Raw genomic sequence first — 15,342 nt, forward strand, 5'->3', positions numbered from 1 at the left:
TGCGATCGCATCATGACGTTAGCGTCGTGGCGCGGGAATCGTTCGCTGAAGAAAAATGGATTTCGCGAGCGCGGCGGCGGTCTCCCGGCGTCGCGCTTTGGACATTGAAGTAACGCTGTTGGCGGATCGAAAACGATGAACGTGACCGAAACCCTGTCCCAGGGCCTCAAGCGCGAGTTTCAGGTGGTGTTGAACGCCGCCGACCTCAAATCCAGGCTCGATGATGGCCTTCAGGGCCTGCAGGGCAAGGCCAAGATCAATGGCTTCCGCCCCGGCAAGGTCCCGGTCGCCCATCTGCGCCGTCTCTATGGCCGCTCGGTCATGTCCGATGTGCTGCAGAACGCGGTCAACGAGGCGAACCAGAAGATCGTCACGGATAACGGCCTGAAGCTCGCCTTCGAGCCGCAGATCCGCTTCCCCGAGAACAAGGACGAGATCGAGGCCGCGATGGAGGCCAAGGGCGATCTCGCCTTCACCGTCGCGCTCGAGGTTCTGCCCAAGATCGAGCTCGCCGACCTGTCGGATGTGTCGCTGACCAAGCCCGTCGCCGAGGTGCCTGACGCCGATGTCGACGCCGCGCTGGAGCGCATGGCCGGCCAGAACCGCACCTATTCGAACAAGGGCGAGAAGGCCAAGGCCGCCAGCGGCGACCGCCTGATGATCTCCTTCGTCGGCACGCTCGAGGGTAAGCCCTTCGACGGTGGTACGGGCGAGGGCATTCCGCTCGATCTCGGCGCCGGCCAGTTCATCCCCGGTTTCGAGGAGCAGCTCGAGGGCGCCAAGGCCGGCGAGACCCGCACGGTCAAGGTGACCTTCCCCGAGAACTACACCGCGACCCATCTTGCCGGTAAGCCGGCCGAGTTCGAGGTCACGGTCACCGAGGTGCAGGCGCCCGAGGCCGTCAAGATCGATGACGAGCTCGCCAAGGCCTTCGGCATGGAGTCGCTCGATGCGCTGAAGACCGCGATCCGCGAGCAGATCGGCCGCGATTTCGGCGAGCAGTCGCGCCGCAAGCTGAAGAAGAGCCTGCTCGATGCGCTCGACGCGAAATACACCTTCGAATTGCCGCCGACCCTGGTCGAGCAGGAGTTCGCCAGCGTCTGGAGCCATGTCGAAGTCGACATGAAGGAAGCCAAGAAGTCCTTCGAGGACGAGGGCACGACCGAAGAGGCTGCGAAGGCGGATTACCGCAAGATCGCCGAGCGCCGCGTGCGTCTGGGCCTCGTCCTGGCCGAGATCGGCGAGCAGGCCAAGGTCCAGATCTCGGATGACGAGGTCACCAAGGCCCTGGTCGAGCGCGCCCGCCAGTTCCCCGGCCAGGAGAAGCAGGTCTGGGAGTTCTATCAGAAGAACCCGCAGGCCCTGGCCGAAATTCGCGCCCCGATCTTCGAGGAGAAGGTCGTCGACCACCTGCTGGAGCAGGTGAAGGTTGCGGATCAGAGCGTCACGCGCGAAGCGCTCTACGCCGATGACGAGGCGGACGAGACTGCCGAGGCCAAGCCGAAGAAGGCCGCCAAGAAGGCCAAGAAGGCTGACGCCAAGGGCGAGGACAAGGCCGAAGACGCTTCGGCCTGATTGTCGGCAACCTTAATCGCAATATTCGCGCCGCCGGGCTTCATGCTGGGCGGCGCTTCTCTTTTCAGCCGCCTTTGCCGTGCTTATGTGGGTGTCCTCCGAGACATTCGCTGATTCTCCATCCGCCGAATCCGGCGCCGCCACCCAAGGACGATTTTCATGCTGCGCGATCCGATCGAGACCTACAACAATCTCGTCCCGATGGTGGTCGAGCAGTCCAGCCGTGGCGAGCGCGCCTTCGACATCTATTCGCGGCTGCTGCGCGAGCGCATCATCTTCCTGACCGGCCCGGTCGAGGATTACTCCGCCTCGCTGATCGTGGCGCAGCTCCTTTTCCTCGAGGCCGAGAACCCCAAGAAGGAAATCTCCTTCTACATCAACTCGCCCGGCGGCGTGGTGACGTCGGGCATGTCGATCTACGACACGATGCAGTTCATCCGCTGCCCGGTCACGACCTTGTGTGTCGGCCAGGCCGCCTCGATGGGGTCGCTGCTGCTGACCGCTGGCGCCAAGGACATGCGTTTCGCGCTGCCTAACGCCCGCATCATGGTCCACCAGCCCTCGGGCGGCTTCCAGGGCCAGGTCACCGACATCCTGATCCACGCCCGCGAGGTCGAGAGCCTGAAGCGCCGGCTGAACGAGATCTACGTCAAGCACACCGGCCGCTCCTATGCCGACATCGAAGCGGCGCTGGAGCGCGACAATTTCATGACCGCCGAGGCGGCGCGCGATTTCGGCCTGATCGACAAAGTCATCGACAAGCGGCCCGAAGACGCGACGGCCTGATCGGCCGCGCGGGCTGCGACCAGCCGCCCCGTTGCCTGTGGGTTGGCGCGGCGGCTGTGAAGGGCCATATTGCAAGGGGACCGGCCCCATGTTTGCATGGGGAATCGGGCGAGCGGACTGGCGCTCCTAAACGGTCCGATTTTGGGTCGGCTCTGTCCACCGGGTGTTCCGGAACAGGGCGTTAACCTAATGATCGTGATCTGAGCGTCTATTAATGACGGAGAGACGACGGTTGCATCCGCTCAGGCTGATGTGGTCGTCCGGCTCCGAGAATGGAGATGGACGATGAGTAAGGTCAGCGGCGGCGATTCGAAGAGCACCCTCTACTGCTCTTTCTGCGGCAAGAGCCAGCACGAGGTTCGCAAGCTCATTGCGGGCCCGACCGTGTTCATCTGCGATGAATGCGTCGAGCTCTGCATGGACATCATCCGCGAGGAATCGAAATCCGCGCTGGTGAAGTCGAAGGACGGCGTTCCGACACCGCGCGAGATCCGCAAGGTGCTGGACGACTACGTCATCGGCCAGGACCACGCCAAGAAGGTCCTCTCGGTCGCGGTCCACAACCACTACAAGCGCCTTTCGCACGCCTCGAAGCACAATGACGTCGAGCTGGCGAAGTCGAACATCCTGCTGATCGGCCCCACGGGTTCGGGCAAGACGCTGCTCGCGCAGACGCTCGCCCGCATTCTCGACGTGCCCTTCACCATGGCCGACGCGACGACGCTGACGGAAGCCGGTTATGTCGGCGAGGATGTCGAGAACATCATCCTGAAGCTGCTCCAGGCCTCCGACTACAATGTCGAGCGGGCGCAGCGCGGCATCGTCTATATCGACGAGATCGACAAGATCAGCCGCAAGTCGGACAACCCCTCGATCACCCGCGACGTCTCGGGCGAGGGGGTGCAGCAGGCCCTGCTCAAGATCATGGAAGGCACCGTCGCCTCCGTGCCGCCGCAGGGCGGGCGCAAGCATCCGCAGCAGGAATTCCTGCAGGTCGACACCACCAACATCCTGTTCATCTGCGGCGGCGCCTTCGCGGGGCTGGACAAGATCATCTCCAGCCGCGGCAAGGGCACCTCGATCGGCTTCGGCGCGACGGTTAAGGGGCCTGACGATCGCCGCACCGGCGCGATCTTCCGCGAGGTCGAACCCGAGGATCTGCTGAAGTTCGGCCTGATCCCGGAATTCGTCGGCCGTTTGCCGGTCCTGGCGACTTTGGAGGATCTCGACGAAGCGGCGCTGAAGACCATCCTGACCGAACCGAAGAACGCGCTGGTGAAGCAGTATCAGCGCCTGTTCGAGATGGAGGACACCGAGCTGACCTTCACCGACGAGGCTGTCAGCCTGATCGCCCGCAAGGCGATCGACCGCAAGACCGGTGCGCGCGGCCTGCGTTCGATCATGGAAGGCATCCTGCTCGAGACGATGTACGAGCTGCCGGGGCTGGAAGGCGTCGAGCAGATCGTGATCGGTCCGGAGGCCGTCGAGTCCAAATCGCGACCGCTCTTCATCTATTCGGAGCGTGAGGAAGAGGCGAAGTCGGCCTCTGCCTGAGATGCCCGCCAAGCACCCAAGACATTGCAAACGCGCGCCTGTTGGCGCGCGTTTTGCGTCGTGGGGCAGGTTGGATGGTCGCCTGTTTCACCCCGCGACAATCCAACCTGGGGATGCCTCAAAGGCTCGCTTGAAAGCCGGCGAGGAAGTCTCCACTTTAGGTGCACTTGCGAGAGTCGCATGCCTGTTGAGGGTGTGATGCGCGAGGGCGGACGTGGCGATAGTCGTCCCGGCCGCATACGTCAGGTGGCTCCGCCCATTTGGGGGTAGGCCTGGCGCAACCACAAAGGACAAGTCATGACTGGCTCGGCGCCCCGCGCTCCTTTCGTTCCCGGCGAGACCGGCCTCTACCCGGTGCTCCCCCTGCGCGACATCGTCGTTTTTCCGCATATGATCGTGCCGCTCTTCGTTGGCCGCGAGAAGTCCATCCGCGCCCTCGAGGAGGTCGTGAAGACCGATGGCCTGATCCTGCTCGCCACCCAGAAGAATGCCGGCGACGATGATCCTGCGACCAAGGACATCTATGAAATCGGCACGCTTGCCCGCGTGCTGCAGCTGCTGAAGCTGCCCGACTCGACCGTGAAGGTCCTGGTCGAGGGCGTCGGCCGCGCCAAGGCGACTGCTTACGTCGCCGATGACGCCTTCTATCAGGCCGAGGCCGTCGGCCTGGCTGAGGAAGACGGCAAGAAGGTCGAGGTCGAGGCGCTGGGCCGTTCGGTCGTCAGCGAGTTCGAGAGCTATGTGAAGCTCAACAAGAAGATCTCGCCCGAGATCGTCGCCGCCGTCTCGCAGATCGACGAAGCCTCCAAGCTCGCCGACACTGTCGCTTCGCATCTTGCCGTCAAGATCGCGGACCGCCAGGCGGTGCTCGAGATCACCCATGTCGCGCATCGGCTGGAGAAGGTTCTCTCGCTGATGGAAAGCGAGATGTCGGTGCTCCAGGTCGAGAAGCGCATCCGCTCGCGCGTCAAGCGCCAGATGGAGAAGACGCAGCGCGAGTACTATCTCAACGAGCAGATGAAGGCGATCCAGAAGGAGCTCGGTGACGGCGAGGAAGGCCGTGACGAGCTGGCCGAGCTGGAAGAGCGCATCGCCCGCACCAAGCTCTCCAAGGAGGCCCGTGACAAGGCCGTCGCGGAGATGAAGAAGCTGCGCCAGATGTCGCCGATGTCGGCCGAGGCGACGGTGGTGCGCAACTATCTCGACTGGATGCTCGGCATCCCGTGGAACAAGCGCTCCAAGATCAAGAAGGATCTCTCGGTCGCGCAGGGCGTGCTCGACGACGATCATTTCGGCCTCGACAAGGTCAAGGACCGCATCGTCGAATACCTCGCCGTGCAGCAGCGGACGAACCGGCTCGCCGGCCCGATCCTGTGCCTCGTCGGTCCTCCCGGTGTCGGCAAGACCTCGCTTGGCAAGTCGATCGCCAAGGCGACGGGCCGCGAATTCGTGCGCATGTCGCTCGGCGGCGTGCGTGACGAGGCCGAGATCCGTGGCCATCGCCGCACCTATATCGGTTCGATGCCCGGCAAGATCATCCAGTCGATGAAGAAGGCCAAGACCTCCAACCCGCTCATCCTGCTCGACGAGATCGACAAGATGGGCCAGGACTTCCGTGGCGACCCCTCGGCAGCCCTGCTGGAGGTGCTTGATCCCGAGCAGAACGGCACCTTCAACGACCATTACCTCGAGGTCGATTACGACCTGTCGAACGTGATGTTCGTCACCACGGCCAACACGCTGAACATCCCGCCGGCCCTGCTGGACCGGATGGAGGTGATCCGCATTGCTGGCTACACCGAGGATGAGAAGACCGAGATCGCCCGGCGTCACCTGATTCCGAACGCGATCAAGAAGCACGGCCTCGAATCCAAGGAATGGTCGATCGACGACGATGCGCTGATGACGCTGGTCCGCCGCTATACGCGGGAGGCTGGCGTCCGCAACCTGGAGCGCGAGCTCTCCAACACCGTCCGCAAGGCGGTGAAGGACATCGTTCTCTCCAAGAAGAAGAAGGTCGCTGTCACCACGCCGGTGCTTGAGGAGTATCTCGGCCCGCCGCGCTATCGCTATGGCATGGCGGAGACCGAGGATCAGGTCGGCGTCGTCACCGGGCTTGCCTGGACCGAGGTCGGCGGCGAACTCCTGACGATCGAAGGCGTGATGATGCCCGGCAAGGGCAAGATGACCGTCACCGGCAACCTCAAGGATGTGATGAGGGAATCGATTTCGGCGGCGGCCTCCTATGTCCGCTCGCGTGCCATCGATTTCGGCATCGAACCGCCCTTGTTCGACCGGCGCGACATCCACGTCCACGTTCCCGAGGGCGCGACCCCGAAGGACGGCCCGTCGGCAGGCATCGCGATGGCCACCGCCATCGTCTCGATCCTGACCGGCATCCCGACCCAGCGCGACGTCGCCATGACCGGCGAGGTGACGCTGCGGGGCAGGGTGCTGCCGATCGGCGGTCTCAAGGAGAAGCTCCTGGCGGCTCTGCGGGGCGGCATCAAGAAGGTGCTGATCCCCGAGGATAATGCCAAGGATCTGGTCGACCTGCCCAAGTCGGTGAAGGAGGGCATGGAGATCATCCCGGTCTCGCGGATGGAGCAGGTGCTGCAGCATGCGCTGACGCGCCAGCCCGTTCCGATCGTCTGGGAAGAGGATCTGACCGCGCTGCGGCCGAAGGCCGGCGAAGATGATGCCGCAGGCGGCCTCATTGCCCACTGAGGCGAACAGCTTGGCCCACTGAGGCGAACAGCTTGACCAGGGAGCCGCCGGCGTTCAGCGCCGGCGGCTTTTTCTTTGCGCGGAGCATGAAAAGGGGAGAAGCGAGCGATTCGCTCCATCTCGGCGCTTGATGGCAGGGGCGCCAGGCCTTAAACCCCACCGCATCGGGGCGGTTAGCTCAGTTGGTAGAGCGTCTCCTTTACACGGAGAGGGTCGCGGGTTCGAGCCCTGCACCGCCCACCACGCCCCACCCAGGATACTGGCGCTCGGCTAGCGCAGGCGAAGGCTGTCGCCATTGCGCCGCAGAGCCTGCAGCGATCGAATTCCGCCATCTTTCTACGCCGTCCTGTGACCCTGCCGTGATCGAGACAGGTTTGGCGAGACAGCTGTGGGAGGTGGAGTGAGGTTTCTTAGAAATATGCTGGCGGGGGTCTGTCTGAGCTTTTGCGGGTTGGCCGTCGCACAGGGGCAGTCGGCCGTGCCCGAGGATTTCTTTGCCAATCGCCCGGCTTTCTCGCCGCCGGAGCAGGCCGCTCGGATGCCGGCGACCTGCGAGACCGTGAGAACACAACTGCCGAGCACTGTTCCTGCCGACGCGCGTGTCGACATGGCGATCAAAGGCCCGGTCAGCCTGATCCAGACCGATGGAACGCTTTGGTATGTTGCCGTGTGCTCCGACCCTGGAGTCCGGATTCTCTGTGTCACCTATAGCGGGAACGAGCTGAAGCTCGGCGACCAAGTGATTCTGCGTGGAGGGTATAACCGCCAGGACGATCGTCATGTGCTGCTCGATCCCTGTCTGGCGTCGCCCGATCATGGCGAGGCATCCGGCGAGGATTGAGCCGCATCGGGTGTGGCGGACGTCCTTGGCGCCGGTCTGGCGGCAAATCCGGCGTCCGGTCGCTTCCGTCGGGATGGGCGAGCCGATGTCCGCGCGAACAGGTTTCTGTCGCCGGCTGTCAATTTAGCTGGCCAGCGCGCTTGACACTTTCCGCCTCTCGCCATAATCCCAACCACGCTGAGGCCGAGGCCTTAGCCGCCCTGCGCGGGTGTAGCTCAGTTGGTTAGAGTGCCGGCCTGTCACGCCGGAGGTCGCGGGTTCGAGCCCCGTCACCCGCGCCATTTTTCCCTTACATCGCAATCCGATAGGCACATCGCCCAGCGCCATTTCCGGTGCGCTTGGCGCCGACCGCTTGCCGCGCGGCCCGACTGGCTTAATCTCCCATCGCCTTGAGCCGCCAAGAGATGGCGCCGGCCGGAGATGTCCATGCGCTTCACATTTGTCGCCAGCTTCATGATAGCGAGCCTTTGCGCCTGGGGGCCTGCGGGAGCCGCCGAGGTCAAGGTTCTGACGGCGGGAGCGTTCAAGCCGATCGTGCTTGCCGTCGCCGCTGATTTCGAGAAGCAGAGCGGCCACAAGCTCGTCATCGACAACGACACCGCCGGCGGGTTGCTGCGCCGCATCACTGGGGGCGAGGCGTTCGATCTTGCCGTGCTGACGCCTGCGGCGGTCAAGGAACTCGTCGAGGCCGGCAAGATCGCTGCGGGCACGCCGAGGAACCTGGCGCGGACCTCGGTCGGCGTGGCGGTCAAGGACGGCGCCCCGCGCCCCGACATCGCGACTGTCGCGGCTTTCAAGGCCACGCTGCTCGCCGCCGGAAAGGTCGCCTATATCGATCCTGCGGCCGGCGGCTCGAGCGGGATCTATTTCGCCAAGCTGCTGGAGACGATGGGCATCGCGGATGCAATCAAGGCCAAGGCCGTGCTGGTGCCGGGCGGTCTGGTTGCGCAGCGTCTCGTCACCGGCGAGGCCGATCTCGCCATCCACCAGATCAGCGAGATCCTGGCCGTGAAGGGGGCGACGCTGGTCGGGCCGCTGCCGACCGAGATCCAGAGCTACACGACCTATACCGGCGGTATCGCGGCGGCGAGCACGCAGCCGGAGGCAGCCAAGGCGTTCCTCGCCTTTCTCGGTAGCGATGCCGCCAAGCGTATCCTGGCCGAGAAGGGCATGGAAAGCGCGCCGAACTGATCACGCGGCCGTCGCCTGTTTTACCAGGGGCGGCGCGGCCCGGTGTCGATATGGATCAGCCCGTTCCAATAGACCTTGTTGCCGCCGACCTCAGGTAGCGAGCGGGCATAGTCCAGCACGACGCGCGGGCGCACGCCCGGTACACGGAAGTCCATCGCCTCGCAGCGCTTGTGATAGGAGCCGCGCCGCGCGCGCCAGGGCGGCCGCCAGGTCGATGTCACCTTCACGGCCCCGTATTTGTCGGCGACCTTGCCGAGAATGTCCTTCAGCCGCTGCGGCAGGCAGATGATGGAGGTGCCGGGATCGGTCGAGATGCCTGGCCGCTCGGGCTTTTCATTGGGGTCGAACTGCGGCTCGGCCCCGGCCTTCTGACCGGGCGAGAGCTTGGGCCATTCCGGCCCTTCCTCATCTTCTGGCTCGGCGGCGAACGGCGAGCTTGGGCCTGGAGTTGGGCCTGGCGCAGGCGCTGCCGGTGCTGGAACCACGATCACAGGTAAGATCGATTGCGCCGGCAAATCGAGATCGAAAGGGCGCTGCGGCGGCAGTGGGGCACGCATGAGCTGCCCCTCCTGCGCCGAGACGGCGATGGGCTGCAGGGCGCAGGCGAGGACCAGCGCCGCCAGTGGCAAAGAGATCGACCTCACACTCAGGGCGCCGGCGTCGGCAGGAAGACGGCGCGGGTTTCGGCGCCGACCAGCGGCAACTGCGGCGTCTTGGCGCAGAGCGCGGCCAGCTGGGCGGGCGCGCTCGTGATCTTGTCGAGGTCGAGCAGGGGGCGTTGCGCGCCGCCGGCATAATATCCGGCGAGCCAGAGCGAGAGCTGATTCTGGTCGTTGCCATTCATCGCGACGAAGTCGGCGCAGGTCGCGCGCATCAGGTCGAGGGCCTCGGCGTTGGCGCGATCGCCTCCTGAAATGGAGGCGGCGAGCGCCGCGGCGAGCAGAAAAGAGCGTTGCATGGGCAGCACCATGGCGGTCTTTCTCCCTCCGGGGCGGCCCTGGCCGCAAGACGTCGATTCGGCGCGAGTGTGTCGCTTTGCGTGGCAAACAGCCAGTGGGAAGCCTGCGCTATGCTGCAAAAAGCGACCGCAGTCGCTGCGGAACGGCGAGCCGAGCGGAGAGGCGCTGCGACATCCCTGCCAATCTGCGTCGAAATCAACCCTCTCGCGCGATTGTGCAGCGCGGCGGAGTCTTGCTTCATTCTAATGCAGGGTCTAATCGACTGTGCCAGCGCGCCGTCGCCTGGCCGCCCGAAGCGGGGACATGTCCATGCAAACACTCCCAGTACCGTCCCTGCTGAACGACTATCTGCCGCTCGTCATTTTCCTGGGCGTCGCGGCCATCATCGGCATCGCCTTGCTGGTGGCTCCCTTCGCCATCGCCTATTCGAAGCCCGATGCCGAAAAGCTCTCGGCCTATGAGTGCGGCTTCAACGCCTTCGACGACGCGCGCATGAAATTCGATGTCCGCTTCTATCTGGTCGCGATCCTGTTCATCATCTTCGATCTTGAGGTCGCCTTCCTGTTCCCCTGGGCCGTCGCGTTTGGCGGGCTCGGCTGGTATGGCTTCGTCTCGATGATGATCTTCCTGGGCGTGTTGACCGTCGGCTTCGTCTACGAGTGGCGAAAAGGGGCGCTGGAGTGGGACTAGTCGTCCGGCCGCAGCACTGATTTTGCGACTTCTCTGACGGTTACGGGTTACAAGGGTTCAGATCATGGCAACAACAGCGATCGATCGCGGCGACCCGCTGGTCGCGCCTGCGCCCAAGGGCCTGCTCGGCCCCGACGGCTTGCCTGTCGGCGCGCGCGATCCCTTCTTCACCGAGATCAACAGCGAGCTCGCCGATAAGGGCTTCCTGGTCACGGCGACGGACGACCTGATCAACTGGTCGCGAACCGGCTCGCTGATGTGGATGACCTTCGGGCTCGCCTGTTGCGCCGTCGAGATGATGCAGCTCTCGATGCCGCGCTATGATGTCGAGCGTTTCGGCTTCGCGCCGCGCGCCTCACCGCGGCAGTCCGACGTGATGATCGTCGCGGGCACGCTGACCAACAAGATGGCCCCTGCGCTGCGCAAGGTCTACGACCAGATGCCGGAGCCGCGCTACGTCATCTCGATGGGCTCCTGCGCCAATGGCGGCGGCTATTACCACTACAGCTATTCGGTGGTGCGCGGCTGCGATCGCATCGTGCCGATCGACATCTATGTGCCCGGCTGCCCGCCGACGGCGGAAGCGCTGCTCTATGGCGTGCTGCTGCTGCAGAAGAAAATCCGCCGCACCGGCACGATCGAGCGCTGAGGGCCTGTCATGAGCGATCTCCTTGCTCTCGGGGAAGACATCAAGGCCGCGCTACCCGGCGCGGTGACGCAAGCCGTCGTCGCCTTCGACGAATTGACGGTTCACGCCGAAGCCGCGTCGATCGTGCAGGTTCTCAAGGTCTTGCGTGACGATCCGCGCTTCCGCTTCGTGAACTTCACCGACATCGCGGGTGCCGACTATATCGAGCGCGAGAAGCGCTTCGACGTCGTCTACCATCTGCTCTCGCCGCGCCATAACCACCGCATCCGGGTCAAGGTCCAGACCGACGAGGCGACGCCCGTTCCCTCCGTGATCGAGATCTTCCCAGCGGCGAACTGGTATGAGCGCGAGGCTTACGACTTCTACGGAATCCTGTTCTCGGGCCATCCCGATCTGCGCCGCATCCTCACCGATTACGGCTTCGAGGGGTATCCGCTGCGCAAGGACTTCCCGCTGACCGGCTTCGTCGAGGTCCGCTACGACGACGAGCAGAAGCGCGTCGTCTACGAGCCGGTGAAGCTGAACCAGGAATTCCGGAATTTCGACTTCCTCTCGCCTTGGGAAGGCACTGACTATGTGCTGCCGGGCGACGAGAAGGCGAAGACAGCCTGATCGGAGCCGGACATGACCGAACACAACATCCGGAATTTCTCGATCAATTTCGGCCCGCAGCATCCTGCGGCCCACGGCGTGCTCCGCCTGGTGCTGGAGCTCGACGGCGAGATCGTCGAGCGTGTCGACCCGCATATCGGCCTGCTGCATCGCGGCACCGAGAAGCTGATCGAGGCCAAGACCTATCTCCAGGCGCTGCCCTATTTCGACCGGCTCGACTATGTCGCGCCGATGAACCAGGAGCATGCCTATTCGCTCGCGGTCGAGAAGCTGATGGGCGTCACGGTTCCGCGCCGCGGCCAGCTCATCCGCGTGCTCTATTCCGAGATCGGCCGCATCCTCTCGCATATCCTCAACGTCACCACGCAGGCGATGGACGTCGGCGCGCTGACGCCCCCGCTCTGGGGGTTCGAGGAACGCGAAAAGCTGATGATCTTCTATGAGCGGGCCTGTGGCGCGCGCATGCATGCGGCCTATGTCCGGCCCGGTGGCGTCCACCAGGATCTGCCGGTCTCGCTGATCCACGACATCGCCGAATGGTGCGATCCGTTCCTCAAGGTCTGCGACGATCTCGAGACCCTGCTCACCGACAACCGCATCTTCAAGCAGCGCAATGTCGATATCGGCGTCGTCGATCTCGATACCTGCTGGAAATGGGGCTTTTCGGGCGTGATGGTGCGCGGTTCCGGCGCCGCCTGGGACCTGCGCAAGTCGCAGCCCTATGAATGCTATGAGGAGATGGATTTCGACATCCCCATCGGCAAGAACGGCGATTGCTACGACCGTTACTGCATCCGCATGGAGGAGATGCGCCAGTCCGTCCGCATCATGAAGCAGTGCTGCGAGAAGCTGTTGGCGGCTGACGGCGGCGGGCCGATCTCCTCGCTCGACGGCAAGATGGTGCCGCCCAAGCGCGGCGAGATGAAGCGCTCCATGGAAGCGCTGATCCACCATTTCAAGCTCTACACCGAGGGCTACAAGGTGCCCGCCGGCGAGGTCTATGCGGCGGTCGAGGCGCCCAAGGGCGAGTTCGGCGTCTATCTCGTCTCCGACGGCACCAACAAGCCCTATCGCTGCAAGATCAAGGCCCCGGGCTTCGCCCATCTCCAGGCCATGGATTTCATGTGCCGCAAGCACATGCTGGCGGATGTCAGCGCGATCCTGGGCTCCCTCGATATCGTCTTTGGTGAGGTGGACCGCTAATGTCCGTCCGTCGTCTAGCCCCCGATCACGTCCAGCCCGCTTCCTTCGCCTTTGATGCGGCGAATGAGAACTGGGCCGACCAGCAGATCGCCAAATACCCGGCCGGCCGGCAGGCCTCGGCCGTGATCCCGCTGTTGTGGAAAGCACAGGAACAGCATCAGGGCTGGGTGCCGCGCGCCGCGATCGAGGCAGTGGCCAGGAAGCTCGACATGGCGCCGATGCGCGTCATGGAGATCGCGACCTTCTACACCATGTTCAACCTGCAGCCGGTGGGTGAGCATTTCATCCAGCTTTGCGGGACCACGCCCTGCGCGCTGCGCGGCGCGGAAGCGCTGAAGAAAGTCTGCGAGGACGTGATCGGCCCGCAATCGACCGTGAGCGCCGACGGCAAGCTCTCCTGGCTTGAGGTCGAGTGCTTGGGCGCCTGCTGCAACGCTCCGATGGCGCAGATCAATTTCGACTATTACGAAGACCTGACGCCCGACAATTTCCGCGCCCTCCTCGACGATCTGCGTCAGGGACGGCCGACCAAGCCCGGCCCGCAGAATGATCGCTCCTGCTCGGAGCCGCTCGGCGGCGGCGAGACCTTGAAGGATCCCGCGCTCTATGACGGCACGGTGATCGGCGCCGGCGATTGGCAGAAGCGCGTTGCCGAGCAGCGCAAGGCTGCCGCTGAAGCCGCCGCGGCCAAGGCCGCTGCCGAAGCGGCTGCGAAGGCTGCCGAGGCAACGCCCGCCGCCGTCGAGACCAAGTCCGCGAGCGAGACGGCGGCTGCAAGCCGGCCGAAGCCTTCCGCTCCGGCTCAGCCCTCGAGTGCAGCCAGCGACACGCCGGCCGCCAGCGGCAAGGTTGAGGCGAAGGCCGTCACGGAAGCTGCCAAGCCGGCGGCCAAGCCAGCAGCAGCCAAGGCCCCCACCAAGCCGATGGCCGAACCGGAGCCGGCCTCGGCCGTCGCGGAGTCGAAGCCGGAATTGCTGAGCGCTGCGCGCGGCGGCAAGGGCGATGATCTCGAATTGATCTGGGGCGTTGGCCCCAAGCTTGCGAAGATGCTCAACGCGATGGGCGTCTGGCATTTCGACCAGATCGCGAGCTGGAAGGCCGAGGAACTCGCCTGGGTCGATGCGCGACTGACCGGCTTCAAGGGCCGCGCGACGCGCGACGACTGGATTTCGCAGGCGAAAAAACTCGCGACAGGCTGGCGGCCGGAATCGGCCCTCGGCGACAAGCCGGTGAAGTGAGGCGAAGACGATGCTTGCTGATCGCGACCGCATTTTCACCAATCTCTACGGCCGGCACGACCTTTCGCTGAAGGGCGCGATGGCGCGCGGCGCCTGGGATGGCACCAAATTCCTGCTCGAACAGGGCAAGGACTGGATCATCGACGAGATGAAGAAGTCCGGCCTGCGCGGGCGCGGCGGCGCGGGCTTCCCGACCGGCCTGAAATGGTCGTTCATGCCCAAGGTCAGCGATGGCCGGCCGAGCTATCTCGTCGTCAACGCCGACGAGTCGGAGCCGGGCACCTGCAAGGATCGCGAGATCATGCGCAACGACCCGCATACGCTGGTCGAGGGCTGCCTGATCGCCTCCTTCGCGATGGGCGCGAACGCGGCTTACATCTATATCCGCGGCGAATATGTCCGCGAGCGCGAGGCGCTGCAGCGCGCCGTCGACGAGGCCTATGAGGCCAACCTCATCGGCAAGAACAACAAGCACGGCTATCCCTTTGATCTTTATGTGCATCATGGGGCTGGTGCCTATATCTGCGGCGAAGAGACGGCGCTGCTGGAGAGCCTTGAAGGCAAGAAGGGTATGCCGCGGCTGAAGCCGCCATTCCCGGCCAATGTCGGCCTCTACGGCTGCCCGACCACCGTGAACAACGTCGAGTCGATCGCGGTCGCGCCGACCATCCTGCGCCGTGGCGCGGCCTGGTTCTCCTCGCTCGGCAACCCCAACAATGTCGGCACCAAGCTGTTCTGTGTCTCCGGCCATGTGAACAAGCCCTGCAATGTCGAAGAGGTGATGGGCATCCCCTTCCGCGAATTGATCGACCGCCATTGCGGCGGCGTGCGCGGCGGCTGGGACAACCTGCTCGCGGTCATTCCCGGCGGCTCCTCGGTACGCATGGTTCCGGCCGAGCAGATCATCGACACGCCGATGGATTTCGACTCGCTCTCCAAGCTGAAGTCGGGCTTGGGCACGGCGGCCGTCATCGTCATGGACAAGTCGACCGACATCGTCCGCGCGATCGCGCGCATCAGCTATTTCTACAAGCATGAGAGCTGCGGCCAGTGCACGCCCTGCCGCGAGGGCACGGGCTGGATGTGGCGCGTCATCAGCCGCATGGCCGAGGGCAGGGCGCAGAAGCGCGAGATCGACATGCTGCTCGACGTCACCAAGCAGATCGAGGGCCACACCATCTGCGCGCTCGGCGATGCCGCCGCCTGGCCGATCCAGGGCCTGATCGCGCATTTCCGTCACGAGATCGAGAAGCGCATCGACGATTATGCCGCGAACCCGCATTCCGAGCCGGTTCGACTGATGGCGGCGGAGTGAGA

The 15,342-nt window shown here is 64.4% G+C and carries 14 protein-coding genes and 2 tRNA genes; 14 read left to right on the top strand and 2 right to left on the bottom strand.

All coding sequences use genetic code 11. From position 1 onward, the window contains the following. The first annotated feature begins 135 nt into the window (after window positions 1-135). The 8 genes from tig (at window position 136) to ACSQ3P_RS04540 (ending at window position 8,674) form a co-directional block, all read left to right on the top strand. Complete coding sequence (gene tig / locus ACSQ3P_RS04505; protein WP_436164425.1) at window positions 136-1,575, top strand: trigger factor; 1,440 nt, start codon at window positions 136-138, stop codon at window positions 1,573-1,575. A 159-nt stretch (window positions 1,576-1,734) separates the two neighbouring features. Further along, the gene (locus tag ACSQ3P_RS04510) at window positions 1,735-2,361 is read left to right on the top strand and encodes an ATP-dependent Clp protease proteolytic subunit (RefSeq protein WP_404978830.1); all 627 of its coding nucleotides are present in this window, start codon (window positions 1,735-1,737) and stop codon (window positions 2,359-2,361) included. A 285-nt stretch (window positions 2,362-2,646) separates the two neighbouring features. After that, window positions 2,647-3,915: an ATP-dependent Clp protease ATP-binding subunit ClpX gene (gene clpX / locus ACSQ3P_RS04515; RefSeq protein WP_069691738.1), complete on the top strand. Its 1,269-nt coding sequence runs from the start codon at window positions 2,647-2,649 to the stop codon at window positions 3,913-3,915. A gap of 297 nt (window positions 3,916-4,212) precedes the next feature. Beyond that, window positions 4,213-6,642, top strand: coding sequence for an endopeptidase La (gene lon, locus ACSQ3P_RS04520; protein ID WP_436164426.1), 2,430 nt, complete (start codon window positions 4,213-4,215; stop codon window positions 6,640-6,642). Between the two features lie 167 nt (window positions 6,643-6,809). Beyond that, window positions 6,810-6,885: transfer RNA gene (locus ACSQ3P_RS04525), tRNA-Val, on the top strand. A gap of 235 nt (window positions 6,886-7,120) precedes the next feature. Beyond that, entirely contained in the window at window positions 7,121-7,483 is a 363-nt protein-coding gene (locus ACSQ3P_RS04530) for a hypothetical protein (protein ID WP_436164427.1), read from the top strand. A 204-nt stretch (window positions 7,484-7,687) separates the two neighbouring features. After that, window positions 7,688-7,764: transfer RNA gene (locus ACSQ3P_RS04535), tRNA-Asp, on the top strand. A gap of 145 nt (window positions 7,765-7,909) precedes the next feature. Continuing rightward, window positions 7,910-8,674: a molybdate ABC transporter substrate-binding protein gene (locus ACSQ3P_RS04540; RefSeq protein WP_436164428.1), complete on the top strand. Its 765-nt coding sequence runs from the start codon at window positions 7,910-7,912 to the stop codon at window positions 8,672-8,674. A 20-nt stretch (window positions 8,675-8,694) separates the two neighbouring features. On the opposite strand, the gene ACSQ3P_RS04545 is transcribed toward ACSQ3P_RS04540, so the two are convergent. Both ACSQ3P_RS04545 and ACSQ3P_RS04550 read right to left on the bottom strand, forming a co-directional pair. After that, entirely contained in the window at window positions 8,695-9,318 is a 624-nt protein-coding gene (locus ACSQ3P_RS04545) for a YcbK family protein (RefSeq protein WP_436164429.1), read from the bottom strand. A gap of 2 nt (window positions 9,319-9,320) precedes the next feature. Next, window positions 9,321-9,632 carry an HdeA/HdeB family chaperone gene (locus ACSQ3P_RS04550; RefSeq protein WP_436164430.1) on the bottom strand — a complete coding sequence of 104 codons (312 nt, stop codon included), beginning with the start codon at window positions 9,630-9,632 and terminating at the stop codon, window positions 9,321-9,323. A gap of 310 nt (window positions 9,633-9,942) precedes the next feature. Here ACSQ3P_RS04550 and ACSQ3P_RS04555 point away from each other — a divergent pair, with 310 nt between their 5' ends. From ACSQ3P_RS04555 to nuoF, 6 genes are all read left to right on the top strand, one after another. Beyond that, a complete protein-coding gene (locus tag ACSQ3P_RS04555) occupies window positions 9,943-10,323 on the top strand; it encodes an NADH-quinone oxidoreductase subunit A (RefSeq protein WP_069693835.1) in 381 nt (126 codons plus the stop codon). A gap of 64 nt (window positions 10,324-10,387) precedes the next feature. Continuing rightward, entirely contained in the window at window positions 10,388-10,972 is a 585-nt protein-coding gene (locus ACSQ3P_RS04560; RefSeq protein WP_069691732.1) for a NuoB/complex I 20 kDa subunit family protein, read from the top strand. A 9-nt stretch (window positions 10,973-10,981) separates the two neighbouring features. Continuing rightward, window positions 10,982-11,584 (top strand): NADH-quinone oxidoreductase subunit C, encoded by a 603-nt coding sequence (locus ACSQ3P_RS04565; RefSeq protein WP_436164431.1) that lies wholly within the window; start codon window positions 10,982-10,984, stop codon window positions 11,582-11,584. Window positions 11,585-11,596: 12 nt separating this feature from the next. After that, window positions 11,597-12,787, top strand: coding sequence for an NADH-quinone oxidoreductase subunit D (locus tag ACSQ3P_RS04570; RefSeq protein ID WP_092165910.1), 1,191 nt, complete (start codon window positions 11,597-11,599; stop codon window positions 12,785-12,787). Continuing rightward, window positions 12,787-14,025 (top strand): NADH-quinone oxidoreductase subunit NuoE, encoded by a 1,239-nt coding sequence (nuoE, locus tag ACSQ3P_RS04575; RefSeq protein ID WP_436164432.1) that lies wholly within the window; start codon window positions 12,787-12,789, stop codon window positions 14,023-14,025. Before ACSQ3P_RS04570 ends, nuoE begins: the two co-directional genes overlap by 1 nt. 10 nt (window positions 14,026-14,035) lie before the next feature. Continuing rightward, window positions 14,036-15,340: an NADH-quinone oxidoreductase subunit NuoF gene (gene nuoF / locus ACSQ3P_RS04580; RefSeq protein WP_092165906.1), complete on the top strand. Its 1,305-nt coding sequence runs from the start codon at window positions 14,036-14,038 to the stop codon at window positions 15,338-15,340. Window positions 15,341-15,342 lie beyond the last annotated feature (2 nt).

The organism is Allobosea sp. LjRoot9 (genome assembly GCF_964252745.1).
Lineage (GTDB): Bacteria > Pseudomonadota > Alphaproteobacteria > Rhizobiales > Beijerinckiaceae > Allobosea.